Origin of the sequence: Pseudomonas sp. NPDC089406, from assembly GCF_044900265.1 — a bacterium.
Lineage (GTDB): Bacteria > Pseudomonadota > Gammaproteobacteria > Pseudomonadales > Pseudomonadaceae > Aquipseudomonas > Aquipseudomonas fakonensis.
The window spans coordinates 6,887-27,192 of record NZ_JBJDNC010000064.1; the positions used below are offsets into that span (position 1 = coordinate 6,887).

The 20,306-nt window shown below is 66.4% G+C and carries 20 protein-coding genes and 1 riboswitch; of the genes, 16 read left to right on the forward strand and 4 right to left on the reverse strand.

Annotation, left to right across the window (positions count from 1 at the left end; genetic code table 11):
- Positions 1–251 precede the first annotated feature (251 nt).
- The 3 genes from ACI2KK_RS27365 to purM are packed head-to-tail and all read right to left on the reverse strand — an operon-like array spanning position 252 to position 2,676.
- Complete coding sequence (locus ACI2KK_RS27365; RefSeq protein WP_404671408.1) at positions 252–962, reverse strand: DUF3108 domain-containing protein; 711 nt, start codon at positions 960–962, stop codon at positions 252–254.
- A gap of 8 nt (positions 963–970) precedes the next feature.
- Positions 971–1,618, reverse strand: coding sequence for a phosphoribosylglycinamide formyltransferase (purN, locus tag ACI2KK_RS27370; RefSeq protein ID WP_217888097.1), 648 nt, complete (start codon positions 1,616–1,618; stop codon positions 971–973).
- Positions 1,618–2,676, reverse strand: a complete 1,059-nt coding sequence (purM, locus tag ACI2KK_RS27375; protein ID WP_404671409.1) for a phosphoribosylformylglycinamidine cyclo-ligase — start codon at positions 2,674–2,676, stop codon at positions 1,618–1,620. Before purM ends, purN begins: the two co-directional genes overlap by 1 nt.
- A 338-nt stretch (positions 2,677–3,014) precedes the next feature.
- Here purM and ACI2KK_RS27380 point away from each other — a divergent pair, with 338 nt between their 5' ends.
- The 6 genes from ACI2KK_RS27380 (at position 3,015) to ACI2KK_RS27405 (ending at position 10,218) form a co-directional block, all read left to right on the forward strand.
- Positions 3,015–4,070: a DUF2066 domain-containing protein gene (locus ACI2KK_RS27380; RefSeq protein WP_404671410.1), complete on the forward strand. Its 1,056-nt coding sequence runs from the start codon at positions 3,015–3,017 to the stop codon at positions 4,068–4,070.
- Positions 4,071–4,082: 12 nt separating this feature from the next.
- Positions 4,083–5,156, forward strand: a complete 1,074-nt coding sequence (locus ACI2KK_RS27385; protein WP_404671411.1) for an AI-2E family transporter — start codon at positions 4,083–4,085, stop codon at positions 5,154–5,156.
- A 272-nt stretch (positions 5,157–5,428) separates the two neighbouring features.
- Complete coding sequence (hda, locus tag ACI2KK_RS27390; protein ID WP_217842200.1) at positions 5,429–6,133, forward strand: DnaA regulatory inactivator Hda; 705 nt, start codon at positions 5,429–5,431, stop codon at positions 6,131–6,133.
- A gap of 127 nt (positions 6,134–6,260) precedes the next feature.
- Positions 6,261–6,899 carry a C40 family peptidase gene (locus tag ACI2KK_RS27395; RefSeq protein ID WP_369990187.1) on the forward strand — a complete coding sequence of 213 codons (639 nt, stop codon included), beginning with the start codon at positions 6,261–6,263 and terminating at the stop codon, positions 6,897–6,899.
- A gap of 146 nt (positions 6,900–7,045) precedes the next feature.
- Positions 7,046–7,579, forward strand: coding sequence for a C40 family peptidase (locus tag ACI2KK_RS27400; RefSeq protein WP_404671412.1), 534 nt, complete (start codon positions 7,046–7,048; stop codon positions 7,577–7,579).
- 83 nt (positions 7,580–7,662) lie between these two features.
- Entirely contained in the window at positions 7,663–10,218 is a 2,556-nt protein-coding gene (locus tag ACI2KK_RS27405; RefSeq protein WP_404671413.1) for a dermonecrotic toxin domain-containing protein, read from the forward strand.
- Here the strand turns inward: ACI2KK_RS27405 and ACI2KK_RS27410 are convergent.
- Positions 10,205–10,783, reverse strand: a complete 579-nt coding sequence (locus ACI2KK_RS27410) for a hypothetical protein (protein ID WP_404671414.1) — start codon at positions 10,781–10,783, stop codon at positions 10,205–10,207. The genes ACI2KK_RS27405 and ACI2KK_RS27410 overlap by 14 nt on opposite strands.
- Before the next feature lie 147 nt (positions 10,784–10,930).
- Positions 10,931–11,149, forward strand: a riboswitch (cobalamin riboswitch).
- A gap of 112 nt (positions 11,150–11,261) precedes the next feature.
- On the opposite strand from ACI2KK_RS27410, the gene cobO reads away from it, so the two are divergent.
- The 10 genes from cobO to ACI2KK_RS27460 all read left to right on the forward strand — a co-directional run bounded on the left by cobO (position 11,262) and on the right by ACI2KK_RS27460 (position 20,095).
- On the forward strand, positions 11,262–11,873 hold the full coding sequence (gene cobO / locus ACI2KK_RS27415; RefSeq protein ID WP_217842205.1) for a cob(I)yrinic acid a,c-diamide adenosyltransferase: 612 nt from the start codon (positions 11,262–11,264) through the stop codon (positions 11,871–11,873).
- Positions 11,870–13,165, forward strand: coding sequence for a cobyrinate a,c-diamide synthase (locus ACI2KK_RS27420; protein WP_404671415.1), 1,296 nt, complete (start codon positions 11,870–11,872; stop codon positions 13,163–13,165). Before cobO ends, ACI2KK_RS27420 begins: the two co-directional genes overlap by 4 nt.
- Entirely contained in the window at positions 13,162–13,812 is a 651-nt protein-coding gene (gene bluB / locus ACI2KK_RS27425) for a 5,6-dimethylbenzimidazole synthase (RefSeq protein WP_404671416.1), read from the forward strand. The genes ACI2KK_RS27420 and bluB overlap by 4 nt, the downstream gene beginning before the upstream one ends.
- Positions 13,809–14,717 (forward strand): adenosylcobinamide-phosphate synthase CbiB, encoded by a 909-nt coding sequence (gene cbiB / locus ACI2KK_RS27430; RefSeq protein ID WP_404671417.1) that lies wholly within the window; start codon positions 13,809–13,811, stop codon positions 14,715–14,717. The genes bluB and cbiB overlap by 4 nt, the downstream gene beginning before the upstream one ends.
- Complete coding sequence (cobD, locus tag ACI2KK_RS27435; protein WP_404671418.1) at positions 14,710–15,702, forward strand: threonine-phosphate decarboxylase CobD; 993 nt, start codon at positions 14,710–14,712, stop codon at positions 15,700–15,702. Before cbiB ends, cobD begins: the two co-directional genes overlap by 8 nt.
- A complete protein-coding gene (locus ACI2KK_RS27440) occupies positions 15,699–17,159 on the forward strand; it encodes a cobyric acid synthase (protein ID WP_404671419.1) in 1,461 nt (486 codons plus the stop codon). Before cobD ends, ACI2KK_RS27440 begins: the two co-directional genes overlap by 4 nt.
- Positions 17,152–17,673 carry a bifunctional adenosylcobinamide kinase/adenosylcobinamide-phosphate guanylyltransferase gene (gene cobU, locus ACI2KK_RS27445; RefSeq protein WP_404671420.1) on the forward strand — a complete coding sequence of 174 codons (522 nt, stop codon included), beginning with the start codon at positions 17,152–17,154 and terminating at the stop codon, positions 17,671–17,673. Before ACI2KK_RS27440 ends, cobU begins: the two co-directional genes overlap by 8 nt.
- A gap of 76 nt (positions 17,674–17,749) precedes the next feature.
- Positions 17,750–18,805: a nicotinate-nucleotide--dimethylbenzimidazole phosphoribosyltransferase gene (cobT, locus tag ACI2KK_RS27450; protein WP_404671421.1), complete on the forward strand. Its 1,056-nt coding sequence runs from the start codon at positions 17,750–17,752 to the stop codon at positions 18,803–18,805.
- Positions 18,802–19,371 carry an alpha-ribazole phosphatase family protein gene (gene cobC / locus ACI2KK_RS27455; protein ID WP_404671422.1) on the forward strand — a complete coding sequence of 190 codons (570 nt, stop codon included), beginning with the start codon at positions 18,802–18,804 and terminating at the stop codon, positions 19,369–19,371. The genes cobT and cobC overlap by 4 nt, the downstream gene beginning before the upstream one ends.
- Position 19,372: 1 nt before the next feature.
- Positions 19,373–20,095, forward strand: a complete 723-nt coding sequence (locus ACI2KK_RS27460; protein ID WP_404671423.1) for an adenosylcobinamide-GDP ribazoletransferase — start codon at positions 19,373–19,375, stop codon at positions 20,093–20,095.
- Positions 20,096–20,306 lie beyond the last annotated feature (211 nt).

Genomic DNA, 20,306 nt, shown 5'->3' on the forward strand with positions numbered 1-20,306 from the left:
GAGCGGCCTTGTGTCGCGAAAGGGCTGCGAAGCAGCCCCGGCAATTTTGCATGATTCGTAGATCCCGGGGCCGCTGCGCAGCCCTTTCGCGACACAAGGCCGCTCCTACAGGGATCACACAGCCTTCAAAACTGCGCTGTACCTGTAGGAGCCGGCTCGCCGGCGATAGGGCCGGTACAGCCACAGCATTGATGCCAGGCAAAAAGAAGCCCCGCACAAGGCGGGGCTCCAGGTCTTGCTGCTACGGCGAATCAGTTACCCTTCACCGCCTTGCCATCGACCGTACCGTCCTGCAGCACGATCACGTACTCCTTGCCGTCGGTCTCCACCTGGCGCAGCTGCACCAGCAGGTAATCCCAGTTCTTGGCGAACCACAGCTCGGTAATACGCTTGCTCTGGCTCGGGTCACGCACGCGCTCGACCTTGATCGCATCGACCTGGCCGGCCTTGGTGGCAACCTTTTCAGTGCCCAGCACGCGGAAGTCGTAGGTGTCGATCTCGTCACCATCGACCACCTGGTAGGTCATGCTCTTCTTGCCGGCAGCCACATCATGCTGCAGGGCCAGCTGGTACGACGATTTATCCAGCACACCGCGGTTCAGCGGCAGGCTGATGGCATCGCCACGGTCGCTACCGGTGATCTTCTTGCTCGACCAGTCGAAGTCCAGGTCGACCTTTTTCGCCTTGCCCAGGCCGCCGCGCTCGAAGTGGTACTTCTGCGGCAGCAGGGTGTCGTTGTCCATGCGCAGGGTGCTTTGCTCGGTCAGGCTGGCGATCATCATGGAGGCCTTGAAATCAAGGTTCCAGGTACCGTTGGCATTCTTCACCAGGCTGCGCTCTGCGGTGCCACTCATGGGCAGTTGCTTCCAGTCGGCGGTGTAACTGGCCGAGAAAGGCTTCAGGTCAGCTGCCTGGAGCGGCAGGGCAAGCACGGCGAGAGCCAAGAGCAGGGCACGACGCATAGTTTCTCCTAGGATCGAATCAAGTGGCCGCTGGCCGGCAGCGGCTGGTCATCCAGTAATGCACCCTGTTCGCCCAGGCGCAAGCGGCCTTCGGCGAACCAGCGCACGGCCAGCGGGTAGATCTGGTGTTCCTGCAGGTGCACGCGCTGGGCGAGCGTCTGCGCGGTGTCGTCGCTTGCGACCGGCACCACAGCCTGTACGACCAAAGGCCCGCCATCGAGTTCCTCGGTGACGAAGTGCACGCTGCAGCCATGCTCGCTGTCACCGGCCTCCAGTGCACGCTGGTGGGTGTGCAGGCCTTTGTACAACGGCAACAGTGACGGATGTATGTTCAGCAGGCGGCCTTGATAGTGGCGCACGAAGCCACCGCTCAGGATGCGCATGAAACCAGCCAGCACGACCAGATCCGGCTCGAAGCCGTCGATCAGCGCCATCAGCGCTGCGTCGAAGGCTTCGCGGCCGTCGAAGCCACCGTGCGCGAGCACGGCGGTATCGATGCCGGCAGCGCGGGCGCGCTCCAGGCCGTAGGCATCGGCGCGGTTCGAAATCACCGCACGGATGCGCGCCGGGCTGTCGCTGGCGCTGTCGATCAGCGCCTGCAGGTTGCTGCCGGAGCCCGACAGCAGTACCACGACGTTACAGGTCTTGCCCGGCATCAGTGTGCCTTGAGGTTCTGCAGCTCGACCTGGGCGGCGCCTTCGGCGGCCTCGGCGATGCGGCCGATCACCCATGGCTGCTCACCTGCTTTGCGCAGTTCGTTCAGGGCAACTTCCACCTGGTCCTGGGCCACGCAGATGACCATGCCCACGCCGCAGTTCAGTACGCGGTGCATTTCGTGCTCGTCAACGTTGCCTTTTTCCTGCAGGAAGTCGAACACCGCCGGGCGCTGCCAGCTGGCCACGTCGACCACGGCCTGGGCGTTTTTCGGCAGTACGCGCGGGATGTTGTCCAGCAGGCCGCCGCCAGTGATGTGGGCCATGGCCTTCACAGCGCCAGTGTTCTTGATCAGTTGCAGCAGCGGTTTTACGTAGATGCGGGTTGGCGCCATCAGCAGGTCGGTCAGCGGCTTGCCTTCGAGTTGGGTGTTCTCGATGTCGGTGCCGGACACTTCGAGGATCTTGCGGATCAGCGAGTAGCCGTTGGAGTGCGGGCCGGAGGAGGGCAGGGCGATCAGTGCGTCACCGGTGGCAACCTTGGAGCCGTCGATGATCTCGGCCTTTTCCACCACGCCGACGCAGAAGCCGGCCAGGTCGTAGTCTTCGCCTTCGTACATGCCTGGCATTTCGGCGGTTTCACCACCGACCAGCGAGCAGCCGGCCAGTTCGCAACCGGCGCCGATGCCGGTGACCACTGTGGCGGCCACGTCGACGTTGAGCTTGCCGGTGGCGTAGTAGTCGAGGAAGAACAGCGGCTCGGCGCCACACACCACCAGGTCGTTGACGCACATGGCGACCAGGTCCTGGCCGATGCTGTCGTGCTTGTTCAGGTTCAGTGCCAGGCGCAGCTTGGTGCCGACGCCGTCGGTGCCGGAGACCAGCACCGGCTGCTTGTAGCCGGCCGGGATCTCGCAGAGGGCGCCGAAGCCGCCCAGGCCACCCATGACTTCAGGGCGTGCGGTGCGCTTGGCGACGCCCTTGATGCGTTCGACCAGTGCTTCGCCGGCGTCGATGTCTACACCGGCGTCTTTGTAGCTCAGGGAGGGTTGCTTGCTCATTGATCCAGGCCTTTAAGAGGGAGGGATTCAGGAAAACGACCGGGACGGCCAAGGCCGGCTGCGAGGCGGCGGCTGTCTGTACGTCACTGGTCTGCGAAGGCGCGCGATTTTATCAGGGTTGCCCCTCAGCGGCCATCCTCAGGCCGACGGGCAGGGCGCAAATCTGGGGAAAAAGTGCTGATTCGCGGTGCGCGACTGGTTGCCGTGCCGGTGCCTGTATAAGGTATAGGCATTGCGACGGCACAAATGCTGGCACGGGTGGAGCATTCTGCCCCGCCCTGCGGTCACAGCCCACAGTTCGGGCACGTCGCCCCCGGTTATCTGGACAGGAATCCCCCATGCGTCTTTTCCCTCGTTTCGCCGCCGCGTGCCTCGCGCTGGTCGGCGTGGCCGCCCAGGCTGAAACCGTCTCCGGCCTGTACCAGGTACGCGAGCCCATCGAAGGGCAGGGCAGCGAGGCCCGCGCCCAGGCCACCGGCAAAGCCTTCGACACCCTGGTGCTGCGCCTGACCGGCGATGCCAAGGCGCCGCAGAACCCGGCCCTGGCCAGCCTGCGCAAAGACCCGCAATCGATCGTCAACCAGGTCGGTACCGAAGCCGGGCCGCCCGAGTCGGTGCTGGTGGAGTTCGACCCCGGCAGCACCGAACGCGCCCTGCGCCAGGCGGGTCTGGCCCTGTGGGGCAGCAACCGCCCGTCCATCCTCGGCTGGTGGCTGAACGACAGCGTCGAGGGCAGCAACCTGGTGGGGGACGGCCAGACCGCCGCCGAGCCGCTACGCCGCGCCGCCCAGCACCGTGGCCTGCCGCTGCGCCTGCCATTGGCCGACCTGCAGGAGCAACTGGTAGCCAACGCCAAGCAGATCGAAGGCAGCGACCCCGCACCGCTGCGCGAGGCGTCCGAGCGTTATGGCGCCGATGCGCTGCTGGCCGTGCACGCCCACGAGGCCGATGGCAAATGGCAGGGCAAGTGGCAGCTGTGGCTGGGCGACCAGCGCGAGCAGGGCACGGCAGAGGGTGCCGACCAGGCGGCCCTGGCCGACGCCGTGCTGCTGGCAGTGAGCAACCGCCTGGCGCCGCGCTACGTCACCCGCCCGGGTGCCAGCAGTGAGCTGCAGGTGCAGGTCGAGGGCATGAACCTGGCCCACTATGCAGAGCTGGCCCGGGTGCTCGAACCTTACGGCGCACGCTTGCAGATGGCCGACGGCGGCACCCTGACCTACGCCGTCTCCGGCAATCGCGAGCAGTTGCGCGCCCAGCTGGCACTGGCCCGACTGCAGGAAGTACCTGCCGAGCCTGCGCCTGTCGCTGTAGCCCCTGCGCCCCAGGCTGAACCTGGCGCCACACCTGCACCCGTTCCCCCCAAGCCGTTCGACGGCTTGCGTTTTCGTTGGTAAGGAAACCCTGCAATGACTGATATGCGTCGCTGGATCTGGCTGGGCGCTGCCCTGCTGATCGCCGTATTGCTGTACCTGCTGCACAACATCCTCTCGCCGTTTTTGGTGGGCATCTTGCTGGCCTACCTGGCCGACCCGCTGGTCGACCGCCTTGAGCGCTGGGGGCTGTCGCGCACCTGGGGCGTGGTGGTGGTGTTCAGCTTGTTCTCGCTGGTGTTCCTGGCCTTGCTGCTGGTGCTGATCCCGATGCTGGCCAAGCAGTTGGTGCGCTTGTACGAGCTGGCGCCGCAGATGCTCGACTGGCTGCAGCATGTGGCCTTGCCGTGGGTGCAGAGCCGCCTGGGGCTGGCCGACGGCTTCTGGAAGTTCGACAAGATCAAGGCCGCCATCGGCGAGCATGTGGGCCAGACCACCGACATCGTCGGCGTGCTGCTGTCCCAGGCCACGGCCTCGAGCCTGGCGCTGATCGGCTGGCTGGCCAACCTGGTGCTGATCCCGGTGGTGGGCTTCTACCTGCTGCGTGACTGGGACCTGATGATGGCCAAGCTGCGCAGCCTGCTGCCGCGCCAGCGCGAACCGCAGGTGGTGGCACTGGCCGGGGAGTGCCACGAAGTGCTCGGCGCCTTCGTGCGCGGGCAGCTGCTGGTGATGCTGGCGTTGGGCGTCATCTATTCCACTGGGTTGATGCTGGTGGGCCTGGAGCTCGGCCTGCTGATCGGCATGCTGGCGGGGCTGGCGGCCATCGTGCCGTACATGGGCTTCATCATCGGTATCGGTGCGGCGATCGTTGCCGGGTTGTTCCAGTTCGGCGGCGAGCTGTACCCGATGCTGGGCATCCTCGCCGTGTTCATGGTCGGCCAGGCGCTGGAGGGCATGGTGCTGACGCCGCTGCTGGTGGGCGACCGCATCGGCCTGCACCCGGTGGCGGTGATCTTCGCCATTCTGGCCGGCGGCGAGCTGTTCGGCTTTACTGGCGTGCTGCTGGCGCTGCCGATGGCGGCGGTGATCATGGTGCTGCTGCGCCATGTGCACGGGCTGTACAAGGAGTCGGACATGTACGCCGGGGAGATCGACCCGGATTTATAGCGGTTGATCGCAGGCCCTGTGGGGCAATTGTCTTGTACTGGCTGCACCGGCCTCATCGCCGGCAAGCCGGCTCCTACAGGTACAGCGCAGGTTTTGAGTCCATGCGATCCCTGTGGGAGCGGGGGAACCCGCTCCCACAGCTTTCAAACAACGCAACTGCTTGATTTTACTTGCGCTATTCCCCAGCCCGATTGTGCAGCCCGCGTTGCGGGTATAGACTTTGCACACTGTTCACCAAAGGCCCCCTGTGGTCCCTGCGACCACCCGCGAGCATGAAACCGATCCAGTTGCCCCTGGGTGTGCGTCTGCGCGATGACGCCACCTTCATCAACTACTACCCCGGCGCCAATGCCGCGGCATTGGGCTACGTCGAGCGGCTGTGCGAAGCCGACGCCGGCTGGACCGAGAGCCTCATCTATTTATGGGGCAAGCAGGGCGTGGGCCGTACCCACCTGCTGCAGGCCGCCACCCACCGTTTCCAGCAACTGGGCGAGCCGGCCGTCTACCTGCCCCTGGCGCAATTGCTCGACCGCGGTGTGGAGCTGCTCGATAACCTGGAGCAGTACGAGCTGGTGTGCATCGACGACCTGCACGTGATTGCCGGCAAGGCCGACTGGGAAGAGGCCATGTTCCACCTGTTCAACCGCCTGCGTGACAGCGGCCGGCGCCTGCTGCTGGCGGCGTCCAGTTCGCCGCGCGAGCTGCCGATCAAGCTGGCTGACCTCAAGTCGCGCCTCACCCTCGCGCTGATCTTCCAGATGCGCGGCATGTCCGATGAAGACAAGCTGCGCGCCCTGCAACTGCGTGCCTCGCGCCGCGGCCTGCACCTCACCGACGAAGTCGGCCACTTCATTCTCACCCGCGGCACCCGCAGTATGAGCGCGCTGTTCGACCTGCTCGAACGCCTCGACCAGGCCTCGCTGCAAGCCCAGCGCAAGCTGACCATCCCTTTCCTGAAAGAAACCCTGGGTTGGTAAGCCCTTGAAAACACGGCGCCAGAGCCTCTAAACGGAAAAGTCACATCTTTTTCGATAAAATTTGCAAATGGTCACGATAGAGGGCATAGTTTCCCCCTTCTAAAGGACTACAGACACGGTCGTGCCCATGCTGAAGCGCTTCGCACCCCTCGTGCCACTTGCACTTGTATCGCTGCTGTTCGGTTGCGCCACCCAAGGCCCGGCCACCCAACCTCAAGATCACCGCCTGGTCACCGAGCAATCGGTCAAGACCAAGGCCGCCAACTCTTCCGTATTCACCGAGGAAGAACTGGCCAGCGAAGAAGACCTCGACGCCTTCTCCAGCAACAGCAAGCCTTATCAGCTCCCGGTGCTGGCCGACAGCATCCTCGAGCGCGGCATGTCGCTGATCGGTACCCGCTATCGCTTTGGCGGCACCTCCGAGAAGTCCGGCTTCGACTGCAGCGGTTTCATCGGCTACCTGTTCCGCGAAGAGGCCGGCATGAACCTGCCGCGCTCCACCCGCGAAATGATCAACGTCGACGCCCCCAAGGTTGCGCGCAACAAGCTCAAGCCAGGCGACCTGCTGTTCTTCAGCACCAACGGCCGCGGCCGCGTGAGCCACGCCGGTATCTACCTGGGTGACAACCAGTTCATCCACTCCAGCAGCCGCCGCAGCGGTGGCGTGCGTATCGATAACCTCGGCGATCGCTACTGGAGCAAGACCTTCATCGAAGCCAAACGCGCACTGGCCATGGCCCCGAGCACCCAGCTCTCGCGCAATTGATTTGATATCAAAATGCTGTACCCTGCACGGCGGCGTAGCTGAAAAAGCTCGCCGCCGTGCGTGTTTACAGAAAGCGTCTAATCTAATTTCTCAACTCTTTTCATCTTCGGCCATGGCCGAAGCTTCCCTGACAGGATGTTCCTCTCATGGCGATGTTGGCGCGTTTCGCATTGCTTGCCCTCGCGGCCCTGCTGGCAGCCTGTTCCGGCCGAGCGCCGGCCCCGGCGCCGGTCTACCCCCCGGTCACCTTCAGCCAGCAGCAGCCTGCCTCGCCTGCGGCTGAGGACGTGTTGTTCCGCGCCATCGGCCTGGTGGGCACGCCCTATCGCTGGGGTGGCAACACGCCAGACTCCGGCTTCGATTGCAGCGGCCTGATCGGTTATGTGTACCGTGACGCCGCCGGCATCAGCCTGCCGCGCACCACCCGCGACATGATCGTCATGCGTGCGCCCAACGTCGACATCAACGCCTTGCAGTCGGGCGACCTGGTGTTCTTCGCCACCAATGGCGGGGCGCAGGTCAGCCATGCCGGCATCTACGTGGGCGAAGGGCGCTTCGTGCATGCGCCGTCCACCGGTGGCACGGTGCGCCTGGACTACCTGTCCAACAGCTACTGGTCCAAGGCCTACCTGCAGGCCAAACGGGTATTGCCGCCAGGGCATCTGGCGCAGAACCCCTGATACTGGCCGGCATTAGATAGCTACCGCCTTGCCCTTACCACGCTGACAACAATGGCGGCTCCCTCTACCTGACGGAGCCGGCCATGAGCGAGCTGCACGATAAATTCCAACGTACCTACGACACCATCGAGCAGGCCGGGCCTTTCGCCCGCCTGGTGGATGAGTTCGTCCGCGATTTCCCCGACCCTTACCGCCTAGCCAACCAGCATGCCGTGCGCATCGTCCGCCAGCATGTGGGCAAGGCGCTGGACCCGCGGTTCTTCTGGTGGCACCAATTCAGCACCACGGTCAGCAGCCCGCGCACCTTCACTGGTTGGCGGCACAGCGGGCCGCCGCAGAAGTCCATGAGCCTGACGCAACTGGTGGTGCAGCGTTTCGACCTGCGCTTTCAGGAAGCTGCGGATGAATTGAGCCTGTACGGCGGCTTCTATCGCGACGGCCCGCAAGCGCCGCTGTTCGATGAGCGCAACGAACAGCGGCTGCTGGGTAGCGATGTACAGAACGACCTGTGGGCCCTGGACTTCGGCGCGACTTTCCGCGCGGATGTCGAGCGCTTCTGGCAGGGCAGTGGCGGGCATTTCAAGGTGCTGGCCAAGCTCAACCTGCTGGGCCAGGCGGTCAGCGCCGAAGAGGCCGGGCGTATCGACGCCGCCGAGCTGGCCCTTGTGCGGCAAATTTGCTGCGCCACGGCTAGCCCGCTGACTCTGGCCCAGTTGCAGCAGAATGCATCGGGCCCATCGCTGGTGGTCAGCCGCTACGACATTGGCCATGGCCAAAGGCCGTGGCTTTACAGCCTGGCGGCCCCCAACGGCCGTGTGCTGCTGTACCTGCCTTGGTCGGGCCAGGCGCTCAAGTCGTTCGCCTCCGAGCAGCAGATGGCGGGCTGGGTACGCAAGCAGTTGCAGGACCCAACCCAGTTGGAGGCCTTCGTGCAGGCCGCCCTGGGCGACCAGGCCGATCAGGCCCGTGCCCGTCAGGTTCGTGGTGCATTGAACAGCATCGGCGGCAGCCGCTCCGGCGAGGCGGCCGAAGTGCTGCTGGGCTACATGCGCAGGCGGCTCTCAGGCGACTTTTTCGTTTACCTGGCTGAACGGGCCGAAGTGGAAATGCGCAGCCATGCCGCAGCAATGCTGGACAACGCCGCGCTGCGCAAGGCCTTGTGGAGCGGCTACCTGTCGGCGTTCCTCGGGGTGTTCGGCAGCTTCGCCCCGTTGGGCTGGCCGATGGTGCTGCTGTTGCTGGGGGCGGGGGTGGGCCGGGTGGCACTGGATGTGGATGCCGCGCTCAGCGCCGCCGATGTCAACGCCCGCCAGCAGGCGTTGCGCGAGGCCATGATCGATAGCCTGGGGGCCGCATTCAGCCTGGTCGACCTGGGCTTTCGCTCGAATTTCGCGTCATTGGCTTACCAGGCGCCCGCCCATGAGCTGAATACCTCGCTGGAGGGGTGGGGCATTCATGCCTCGCCTGCCAGTGAGCTGGAAGGGTTGGAGAGCAACCAGTTGCTCTCGGCCGAGCCGGTCGGCGCAGGTGTGGCCAGGGGGGTAGAGGTGCACGCCGATGGCAGTTGCCGGATCAGCCTGGAGGGGGTGTCGTACCGTGTTCGCTACAGCAGCGATTTGAGCAGTTGGCTGATCGTATCCGAAGACAACCCCTATGCCTTCGCACCGCTGCGCCCGGTGCGCCTGAGCGCTGCCGGCCACTGGGAGCTGCTGGAGCGCCCGCGCCTGGCGGCGGGCGCGCCGCAGGAAACAGAAGGCATGGCCAGCCAGCCGTCGCCATTCTGGGACCAGTACATGCTTGCCGACCAGAACAACAGTGCCGTGCTGTCCGCCCGTGCCAGAGTCAGGCAGAAGAAGCTGCTCAAAGGCTTGCCGGTGCTGCCCCGCGACCAGTTACCGGAGGCGGACGAAGATGGCATCTACTGCATCAAGGTGGGCGGTGTACCGGTCTATTCGTACCTGCACGAAGGCGATGGCTTTCACAATGAACTGGTCGAGTACTTCACCGACGAAGATTCACAGGTCAACCGGGTGTTTCGCTACGGCACCTACGACCACGACGATGTGGACAGCTATATCGCCAAGCTGGCCAACTCGATCGAGCAGTTGCCGAGAAACAACGTCGTCACCTTGTACCGCGGTGGCAATGCCGCGCGCGGCACCAGCGGCGCACTCTACCGCGATGGCAGCTTGAAGGTGGGTGACACGCTGATCAACACCGACCTGACCTCGTTCACCGAAAACCCCTATATCGTGCCCGAGTTCGCTGCCAGGGTGGCGGTGAGCTCGGACCTGCCCTGGCTGTTCGACGATACCTCGGTGGTGTTCGAGCTGCCGGCAGGGCAGTACAGCAGCGGTACGCCGATCAGTGCGTTTTCGATGTACTGGGAGGAGGCCGAGACGCTGTTTTTGCCTGGTCAGCACTTTCGTATCGAAAGGCTCCAGCAGCTGTACGGCCCTGGCTACCGCTTCATTCATGTGCAGCTCAAGCAGGTTGCCCAGCCTGCATCCGGCCCGCTGTACGACCTGCGTACCGGGGCGTTGTTCGACCGCGCGGTAATGGCGCAGCGGGTGCGCACGCCAGCGCTGGTGCAGCGCTTCTTCCCTGAGCAGGGAGGCGCTGTGTCTACGCCTGCTTGATCAGCAGCGCCACCCCCGGGAAGTACTGCCCCAGTTCGTTGTGCAACTTGCGGTAGGCATAGGGGAAGTACCAGGCCAGCGCGCAGGCGGTGTGCTTCTGCAGGTCGTCCACCAGGTCCTGCAGTTCTTCGGGGCTGGCATGCTGGCCGGCTTTCCATGGCGTGACGAACAGCGCGCCGGCCTTCAGCTGGCTGGGGTAGGCGATGCACTTGGCCTGCAGGGTGGTTTCCAAAAGCGCGGTGGCCATGTCCAGGCGGGCGATGCGCGGGTAGCGCTGGGCGGCATGCAGGTAAATGCTCGCTTCGCTGCTGCTGATCGACAGGTGGCAGCGTGCGTCGCGTTCGCCTTCGTCGCGCTGCTTCTTGCTCACCGATTGCTCCAGCGCCACCAGCTCGCCTTGCCAGGCGGCGGCGGCCAGCAAGCCGACGTTGGCGGCGGTGCCGTGCCAGTAGGGGGCGTCGTTGTCGCCCTGGAACTGGTTGATACGGTCGATGCAATCGACCCAGCGCTCCAGTGCCGGGCGCAGGAATTCCAGGTGCGGGTTGTTGATGATGAGGCCTTGCATGCTGCGCTCCTTGTGATTGTAATCGAGGTCAGCCCAAATGCTGGCTAAGTGATATCACTGCTTGCAGTGTGGCACAAGCCCGCGGATCGGCCATTGATCCAGGCCAGTAGTGCCTTCGTTCATTGACGCTCACGGTGCAACCCTCTAACCTTCGCGCGAGTTTCAGGTGCCCTGCGAGCCGCGGTTCTGCGGGGTGAAACTGGGAAGCCGGTGGGCGCCAGCAAGGCGCGATTCCGGCGCTGCCCCCGCAACGGTAAGCGAGTCGATGCCGCGCACGGCCACTGGGTAACCCCCCGGGAAGGCGCGCAGGCAGGGCCCATGGCCCGCTCGTCAGCCCGGAGACCGGCCTGCAAACTGCCAACGGCATCACGGAGGGTGATGCGCGGAGCGATGTGGCCTGAGCCACGGCCCCTGCGCGTTCTCCGTCTGCCCGCCTTTTACCTGCCGCCATGGCGCGGCAGCCTCGCGGAGACCCCTGATGAGCGAACCCACCGAACGCGACGAACGCCACCTGGCGCGCATGCAGCGCAAGAAGGCGATCATCGACGAGCGCATCGCCAATTCCCCCAACGAATGCGGCCTGCTGCTGGTACTGACCGGCAACGGCAAGGGCAAGAGCAGCTCGGCCTTCGGCATGCTCGCCCGGGCGCTGGGCCATGGCATGCAGTGCGGCGTGGTGCAGTTCATCAAGGGCCGCAACAGCACCGGCGAAGAGCTGTTCTTCCGCCGCTTCCCCGAGCAGGTGCGCTACCACGTGATGGGCGAGGGTTTTACCTGGGAAACCCAGGACCGCCAGCGCGACATCGCCGCCGCCGAAGCCGCCTGGGCGGTGTCGCGCCAGTTGCTGCAGGATGAGTCGGTGCAGTTCGTGGTGCTCGACGAGCTGAACATCGCCCTCAAGCACGGCTACCTCGACCTCGACCAGGTATTGAGCGACATCCAGGCCCGCCCGCCGATGCAACACGTGATCGTCACCGGCCGCGCCGCCAAGCCGGAAATGATCGAGCTGGCCGACACCGTCACCGAGATGGGCATGCTCAAGCACGCCTTCCAGGCCGGTATTCGCGCGCAAAAGGGCGTGGAACTGTGAGCCAGCCCCGTCACTGCCCCGCAGTGCTGATTGCCGCCCCAGCCTCAGGCCAGGGCAAGACCACCGTCACCGCCGCCCTGGCCCGGCTGCACCGCAACCGGGGGCGCAAGGTGCGGGTGTTCAAGTGCGGCCCGGATTTTCTCGACCCGATGATTCTCGAGCGTGCCAGCGGCGCGCCGGTGTACCAGCTCGACCTGTGGATGATCGGCGCCGACGAAAGCCGCCGACTGTTGTGGGAAGCGGCGGCGGACGCCGACCTGATCCTGATCGAGGGTGTGATGGGGCTGTTCGATGGCACCCCGTCCAGCGCCGACCTTGCCCGCCACTTCGGTGTGCCGGTGCTGGCGGTGATCGACGGCACCGCCATGGCCCAGACCTTCGGCGCCCTGGCCCTGGGCCTGGCGCACTACCAGCGTGACCTGCCGTTCGCCGGCGTGCTGGCCAACCGGGTTGGCAGCCTGCGCCACGCGCAGCTGCTCGAAGGCAGCCTGACCGAGGGCCTGCGCTGGTACGGCGGGTTGTCCCGCGAGCGCGGCATCGAACTGCCCAGCCGCCACCTGGGCCTGGTGCAGGCCAGCGAGCTGAACGACCTGGACGCGCGCCTGGACGCCGCCGCCGAGGCCCTGGGGGCCAGCTGCGATGCTGCACTGCCGCCGCCGGTCAGCTTCGCTGCGCCCACACCGCAAGCGGTTGCCCAGCGCCTTGCCGGGGTGCGTATCGGCGTGGCCCGCGACGAAGCGTTCGCCTTCACCTACGGCGCCAACCTGGAGTTGCTGCGCAACCTCGGCGCGCAGTTGGAATTCTTCTCGCCGCTGCACGACCACGAATTGCCGGCGGTAGACAGCCTGTACCTGCCCGGCGGCTATCCCGAGCTGCATCACCATGCCCTGGCGGCCAACGCGCCGATGCTCGAAGCCATCCGTGCCCACCACCAGCAGGGCAAGCCGCTGCTGGCCGAGTGCGGCGGTATGCTTTACCTGCTCGATGCCCTGACCGACGTGGCCGGCGAACGCGCCGAGTTGCTCGGTTTGCTGCCGGGCGAGGCGACCATGCAAAAGCGCCTGGCCGCGCTGGCGCTGCAGGCGGTCGAGCTGCCCGAAGGCACCCTGCGCGGGCACACCTACCACCACTCGCTGACCACCACCGCGCTGGAGCCCATCGCCCGCGGCCTGAGCCCCAACGGCGGGCGTGGCAACGAGGCGGTCTACCGCCTGGGGCGCCTGACCGCGTCCTACGTACACTTCTACTTCCCGTCCCACCCCGAAGCGGCGGCGGCGCTGCTGCGGCCATGAGCGAACACGCCTACAGCGCCGCTGAGCGCGCGGCCATCTACCGCGCCATCGGCGAGCGCCGCGACATGCGCCACTTCGCCGGCGGCGAGGTGGCCCCCGAACTGCTCGGCCGGCTGCTGGCGGCAGCACACCAGGCCCCGAGTGTCGGCCTGATGCAGCCCTGGCGCTTCATCCGTATCAGCCAGCGCGCGCTGCGTGGGCGCATTCAGGCATTGGTGGAGCAGGAGCGGGTGCGCACGGCCGAGGCGCTGGGCGAGCGTTCCGATGCATTCATGAAGCTCAAGGTCGAAGGCATCAACGACTGCGCCGAAGTGCTGGTGGCCGCGTTGATGGACAACCGCGAGCCGCACATCTTTGGCCGCCGCACCCTGCCGGAGATGGACCTGGCCTCGCTGGCCTGCGCCATCCAGAACCTTTGGCTGGCTGCGCGAAGCGAGGGCTTGGGGATGGGCTGGGTGTCGCTGTTCGACCCGCAGGCGCTGGGCGAGCTGCTGGGCATGCCGGCCGGTGCCAAACCGGTGGCGGTGTTGTGCCTGGGGCCGGTGACCGAGTTCTACCCGGCGCCGATGCTGGTGATGGAAAACTGGGCCGAAGAACGGCCCCTGAGCGAAATGCTGTACGAGAACCAATGGGGAGAGCGGCCATGAGCGTGGCCCTGCTGACCGTCGCAGGCGTGGCCCTGGACGCCTTGCTGGGCGAGCCCCGGCGCCGCCACCCGCTGGTGGGCTTCGGCAACCTGGCGGCGAACATCGAGCGGCGCCTGAACGCCGGTGGCCGCGGCTGGCGCAGCCATGGCGTCAGCGCCTGGTTCATCGCCGTGGTGCCGCTGACCCTGCTGGCGCTGGTGCTGTCGTGGTTGCCGTACATCGGCTGGCTGGTGGACGCCCTGGCGCTGTACTGCGCGCTGGGGCTACGCAGCCTGGGCGAGCATGTATTGCCTGTAGCCCAGGCCCTGCGCCAGGGCAACATTGAAGAGGCACGCAAACGCGTGGGCTACCTGGTCAGCCGCGAAACCCGCGAGCTGGACGAGCCCGCCGTGGCCCGCGCGGCCACCGAGTCGGTACTGGAAAACGGCAGCGACGCGGTGTTTGCCGCCTTGTTCTGGTTCGTCGTGGCCGGGGCGCCGGGGGTGGTGCTGTACCGCCTGAGCAATACCCTGGACGCCATGTGGGGCTACCGCAACGAACGCTTCGAGCGCTTTGGCTGGTGCGCCGCGCGCATCGACGATGGGCTCAATTACATCCCTGCGCGCTTGGTAGCGCTGACCTACGCGCTGCTGGGCAAAACTCGGTTGGCCTTGCGCTGCTGGCGCCAGCAGGCGCCGCTGTGGGACAGCCCCAACGCCGGCCCGGTGATGGCCGCGGGTGCTGGTGCCTTGGGTGTGGAGCTGGGCGGCCCGGCGGTGTACCACGGCGAACTGCACGAGCGCCCGCGCCTGGGCGAAGGGCCAATGGCCGATGCCGAGGCCATCGAGCGCGGCTGGCAGCTGGTGCAGCGCGGCGTATGGTTGTGGCTGCTGGTGATCTGTGTGGGGGCTTACCTGAATGCTTGAACACGGTGGCCGCCTGTTGCGGGCGGTGAAGCAGTACGGGATCGCCCGGGAAGACTGGCTCGACCTGTCCAGCGGCATTGCGCCGTGGCCGTACCCGGTCCCGCCGATTGCGCCGGATGCCTGGGCCCGCCTGCCGGAAACCGAGGACGGGCTCGAGGAGGCGGCGCGCCAGTACTACGGCGCCCGCCACCTACTGGCGGTGGCCGGCTCCCAGGCCGCGATCCAGGCCCTGCCGACACTGCGCCCGGCCGGGCGGGTCGGGGTGCTGTCGCCCTGTTATGCCGAGCACCCGCAGGCCTGGCAGCGGGCCGGGCATCAACTGGTCGAACTGGATGAAAGCCAGGTTGATGGCGAGCTTGAACGCCTTGATGCGCTGGTGCTGGTCAACCCCAACAACCCCACCGGGCAACGGGTGTCGCGAGAGCGCCTGCTGGCCTGGCATGCACGGTTAGCCGAGCGGGGGGGCTGGTTGCTGGTCGATGAAGCCTTCATGGACAACACCCCTGAACAAAGCGTGGTCGATTGCGCCGAGCGCCCGGGCCTGATCGTGCTGCGCTCGTTCGGCAAGTTCTTCGGCCTGGCCGGTGTGCGGCTGGGTTGCGTGGTCGCACAGCCTGCGCTGTTGCAACGCCTGGCCGACTTGCTCGGGCCCTGGACCGTCAGCGGCCCGGCCCGGGTGCTGGGGCAAAGCTGCTTTGCCGACCAGACCGCGCACCAGGCCCAGATACAGCGTTGCGCCCAGGCCAGCCAGCGCCTGGCCGGGCTGTTGGCCAGCAGCGGCCTGCCACCCAGCGGCGGCTGCGACCTGTTCCAGTACGTGCGCAGCGAAAGCGCTGCCCGGCTGCATGACTTTCTCGCCCGCCGCGGCATCCTCGTGCGCCTGTTCACCCAGCCTGGCGCCGTGCGCCTAGGCCTGCCCGCGTGTGCGGCGGACGAACAGCGGCTGGCCCTGGCCCTGGCCGATTACCAGAAGGAAACGGCATGACCACCCTCATGGTGCAAGGCACCACCTCTGACGCCGGCAAGAGCACCCTGGTGACCGCCCTGTGCCGCTGGCTGCTGCGCCAGGGCATTGCCGTGGTGCCGTTCAAGCCGCAGAACATGGCGCTGAACAGCGCGGTGACCGCCGACGGCGGCGAGATCGGCCGCGCCCAGGCGGTGCAGGCCCAGGCCTGCCGGCTGGCGCCGCACACCGACATGAACCCGGTGCTGCTCAAGCCCAACAGCGACACCGGCGCCCAGGTGATCGTGCATGGCCGTGCGGTCACCAGCATGAACGCGGTGGCCTACCACGACTATAAAGTGATCGCCATGCAGGCGGTGCTGGCCTCCCATGAACGGTTGAACCGCAGCTATGACGTGGTGATGGTCGAAGGCGCAGGCTCGCCTGCCGAGATCAACCTGCGTGCCGGCGACATCGCCAACATGGGCTTTGCCGAGGCGGTGGACTGCCCGGTGATCTTGGTGGCCGACATCAACCGCGGCGGGGTGTTCGCCCACCTGGTCGGCACCCTCGAGCTGCTCTCGCCGAGCGAGCAGGCGCGGGTGCAGGGTTTTGTCATCAACCGCTTCCGTGGCGACATCGCCCTGCTGCAACCGGGCCTGGACTGGCTGGAGCAGCGCACCGGCAAGCCGGTGCTGGGCGTACTGCCCTACGTCACCGACCTGCACCTTGAAGCCGAGGACGGCATCGACCGGCGCCAGGGGCAAAAGGGCGAGCGGGTGCTCAAGGTGATCGTCCCGGTGCTGCCGCGTATCAGCAATCACACCGACTTCGACCCGCTGCGCCTGCACCCGCAGGTGGACTTGCAGTTCATCGGCCCCGGCGAGCCGATCCCGCCCGCCGACCTGATCATCCTGCCCGGCTCCAAGAGCGTACGTGGCGATTTGGCCCAACTGCGCGCCCGTGGCTGGGACACCGCCATCGCCCGGCACCTGCGTTATGGCGGCAAGCTGATCGGCATCTGCGGCGGCTTGCAGATGCTCGGCCGGCAGGTACATGACCCGCTGGGCCTCGAAGGGCCGGCGGGCGCAAGCGAGGGCTTGGGGCTGCTGGACTACGAGACCGTGCTGGAGGCAGAAAAGCAGTTGCGTAACGTTGCCGGCACTTTGCAGCTGGAGCGCGCGGCTGTGGCCGGTTATGAGATCCATGCCGGCGTCACCCGAGGCCCTGCGCTCGAACAACCGGCCGTGCAACTGGCCGATGGCCGCTGCGACGGCGCCATCAGCGCCGACGGGCAAATCCTCGCCACCTACCTGCATGGCCTGTTCGAAGGCAGCCAGTCGTGCGCCGCGCTGCTGCGCTGGGCGGGGTTGGAAGACGTGCAGCCCATCGACTACGAGGCCCTGCGCGAGCGCGATATAGAGCGCCTGGCCGACCTGATCGAGCAGCACCTGGACACCGAACGCCTGAGCCAGTTATGTGGGGTCGCCCATGCGTAACCTGATTCTTGGCGGCGCCCGTTCGGGCAAGAGCCGCCTGGCCGAGCAACTGGCGGTGGCCAGTGGCCTTGCGGTCACCTACATCGCCACCAGCGAGCCGCTGGATGGCGAAATGAACGAGCGGGTGCGCCTGCACCGCGAGCGCCGCCCGGCCGACTGGGGCCTGATCGAAGAGCCCCTGGCCCTGGCCGCCGTGCTGCGCGCCGAGGCCGCAGAAGGGCGCTGCCTGCTGGTGGACTGCCTGACCCTGTGGCTGACCAACCTGCTGATGCTCGACGACCCGCAGCGCCTGGCCGCTGAGCGCGACGCGCTGCTCGACTGCCTTGAGACGCTGCCCGGCACTATCATTCTGGTCAGCAACGAAACCGGCCTGGGCGTGGTACCCATGGGCGAGCTGACCCGCCGTTATGTCGATGCCGCCGGCCTGCTGCACCAGGCCGCCGCCGAGCGCTGCCAGCGCGTGGTGCTGACCGTGGCCGGCCTGCCGCTGATGCTCAAGGGCCCTGCGCTGTGAGCAGATTGACCTGGCCGCTCCCACATTCAACCGCGATACCGCCTGACTTTTTTGCATCCCTTCAAGGACCTGCCCAATGACCCAGATGTGGTGGCGTGACGCCTGCCAACCCCTCGATACCGCCGCCATGGACCAGGCCCGCGCCCGTCAGCAACAACTGACCAAACCCGCCGGCTCCCTTGGCCAGCTCGAAGGCCTGGCGATTCGCCTGGCCGGCTTGCAGGGCCGCGAGCGCCCAACCTTGGAACAGGTCGCCATCACCATCTTTGCCGGTGACCATGGCGTGGTGGAGGAAGGCATTTCGGCCTACCCGCAGGCCGTCACCGGGCAGATGCTAGGCAACTTCGTCAACGGCGGCGCGGCGATCAGCGTGCTGGCGCGCCAGTTGGGGGCCACGCTGGAGCTGGTCGACCTCGGCACCATCGACCTGGCCTTGCAGCTGCCGGGCGTGCACCACCTGCGCCTGGGCGCCGGCACCGCCAACTTCGCCCGCCAGCCGGCGATGACCGACACGCAACTGGCTGCCGCCCTGCAGGCAGGCCGTGACAGCGCCCAGCGCGCCGTGGCCCAGGGCGCGCAGCTGTTCATCGGCGGCGAGATGGGCATCGGCAACACCACCGCCGCCGCTGCCCTGGCCAGCACCTTGCTGGGTTGCCCGGCGCGTGAGCTGAGCGGCCCGGGCACTGGCCTGGACAGCGCAGGTGTGCGACACAAGGCCGAGGTGATCGAGCGCGCCCTGATACTGCACGGCCTGCGCGCCGACCAGCCGCTGCAGGCCCTGGCCTGTGTCGGCGGCTTCGAGATCGCCGCGCTGGCCGGCGCCTACCTGGCCTGCGCCCAGCAGGGCATTGCGGTGTTGGTGGACGGCTTCATCTGCAGCGTCGCCGCCCTGGTGGCAGTGCGCCTGAACCCGCAGTGCCAGCCTTGGCTGTTGTTCGCCCACCAAGGTGCCGAGCCCGGCCACAAGGCCTTGCTGGCGGCGCTTGAGGCCGAGCCGTTGCTGGCCCTCGGCCTGCGTCTTGGCGAAGGTAGCGGCGCCGCCCTGGCCGTGCCGCTGCTGCGCCTGGCCTGTGCCCTGCACGGGCAGATGGCGACCTTCGCCGAAGCAGCCGTAGCGGACCGCCCGGCATGATCCTCGACCTGCTGCGCCACGGTGAAACCGAACTGGGCGGCGGCCTGCGCGGCAGCCTGGACGATGCATTGACCGAGCACGGCTGGGCGCAGATGCGCCAGGCGGTGGCTGCGTCTGGCCCATGGGATGTGCTGGTCAGTTCGCCGTTGCAGCGCTGCGGGCTGTTCGCCGATGAGTTGGGCGCGCGCCTGGGTTTGCCGGTGCAGCGCGAGGCCGGGGTGCGCGAGCTGCACTTCGGTGAGTGGGAAGGGTGCAGCGCGGCGCAGATCATGCAAACCCAGCCAGATGCCTTGGGGCAGTTCTGGAGCGACCCTTACGCCTTCACCCCGCCTGCCGGCGAGCCGGTGCTGGATTTTGCCGAGCGCGTCTTGGGCAGTATCGCCAGGCTGGCGGGCGAACATGCCGGCAAGCGGGTACTGCTGGTGACCCATGGCGGGGTCATGCGCTTATTGCTGGCGCGGGCCCGTGGCTTGCCGCGTGAGCAACTGCTGCAGGTCGAGGTCGGGCATGGGGCCTTGGTGCGCTTGAACGTGGCTGCTGATGGCCAGCTGCGCGAGGGCGACTGAGATGCTGGCTTTCTGGATCGCCTTGCAGTTTCTCAGCAGCTTGCCGGTGAGTTTACCGGGCATGCCGGCGCCTCGGGAGATGGGGCGTTCGCTGTTGTTCTATCCGCTGGTCGGGCTGTTGTTCGGCTTGTTGCTGTGGTTGGCCAGCTACCTGTTGCAGGGGGCGGCGGCACCGCTGCACGCGGCCTTGCTGCTGGCGCTGTGGGTGTTGCTCAGTGGCGGCTTGCACCTGGACGGCCTGGCTGACAGTGCCGATGCCTGGGTGGGTGGGTTTGGTGATCGCGAGCGGACCTTGCAGATCATGAAAGACCCGCGCAGTGGGCCGATCGCCGTTGTTACGCTGGTGCTGGTGCTGCTGCTGAAGTTCTGTGCGTTGTGGGTGCTGGTGGAGCGGGGCGCGGGTGGCTGGCTGCTGTTGGCGCCGGTGGTCGGGCGGGCGGCGATGCTTGGCTTGTTTCTTTCAACGCCTTACGTACGGGCCGGTGGCTTGGGGGCGGCGCTGGCTGAGCACTTGCCGCGTCGGGCGGCTGTTTGGGTGCTGGGTGGTTGTGCGTTGGGCTGTTTGCTGCTTGGTGGTTGGGCGGTGATGTTGCTGGTGCTGGGGGTGTTTGCCTGGGTGCGGTTTTTGATGTGCCGGCGGTTGGGGGGGGCTACCGGGGATACGGCTGGGGCGCTTCTGGAGTTGTTGGAGTTGGCTGTGGTGGTTGGGCTTGCGCTGGGTTGATTGGTGTTCCCCTGTAGGAGCCGGCTTGCCGGCGATGGCTTTTGTGCGGTTGATCAGTTGAACTGTTTGATGTTGGTTTAGTTGGTTTTGAAAGTTGTATGCGCATTCATTATTTATAGTGACGCTTATTCACCTTTCCGCCCTTACGGCGGCTCACTTTTTGAAGGATCAAAAAGTAAGCAAAAAATCCTCGCTCCATTCATCCGGCCCC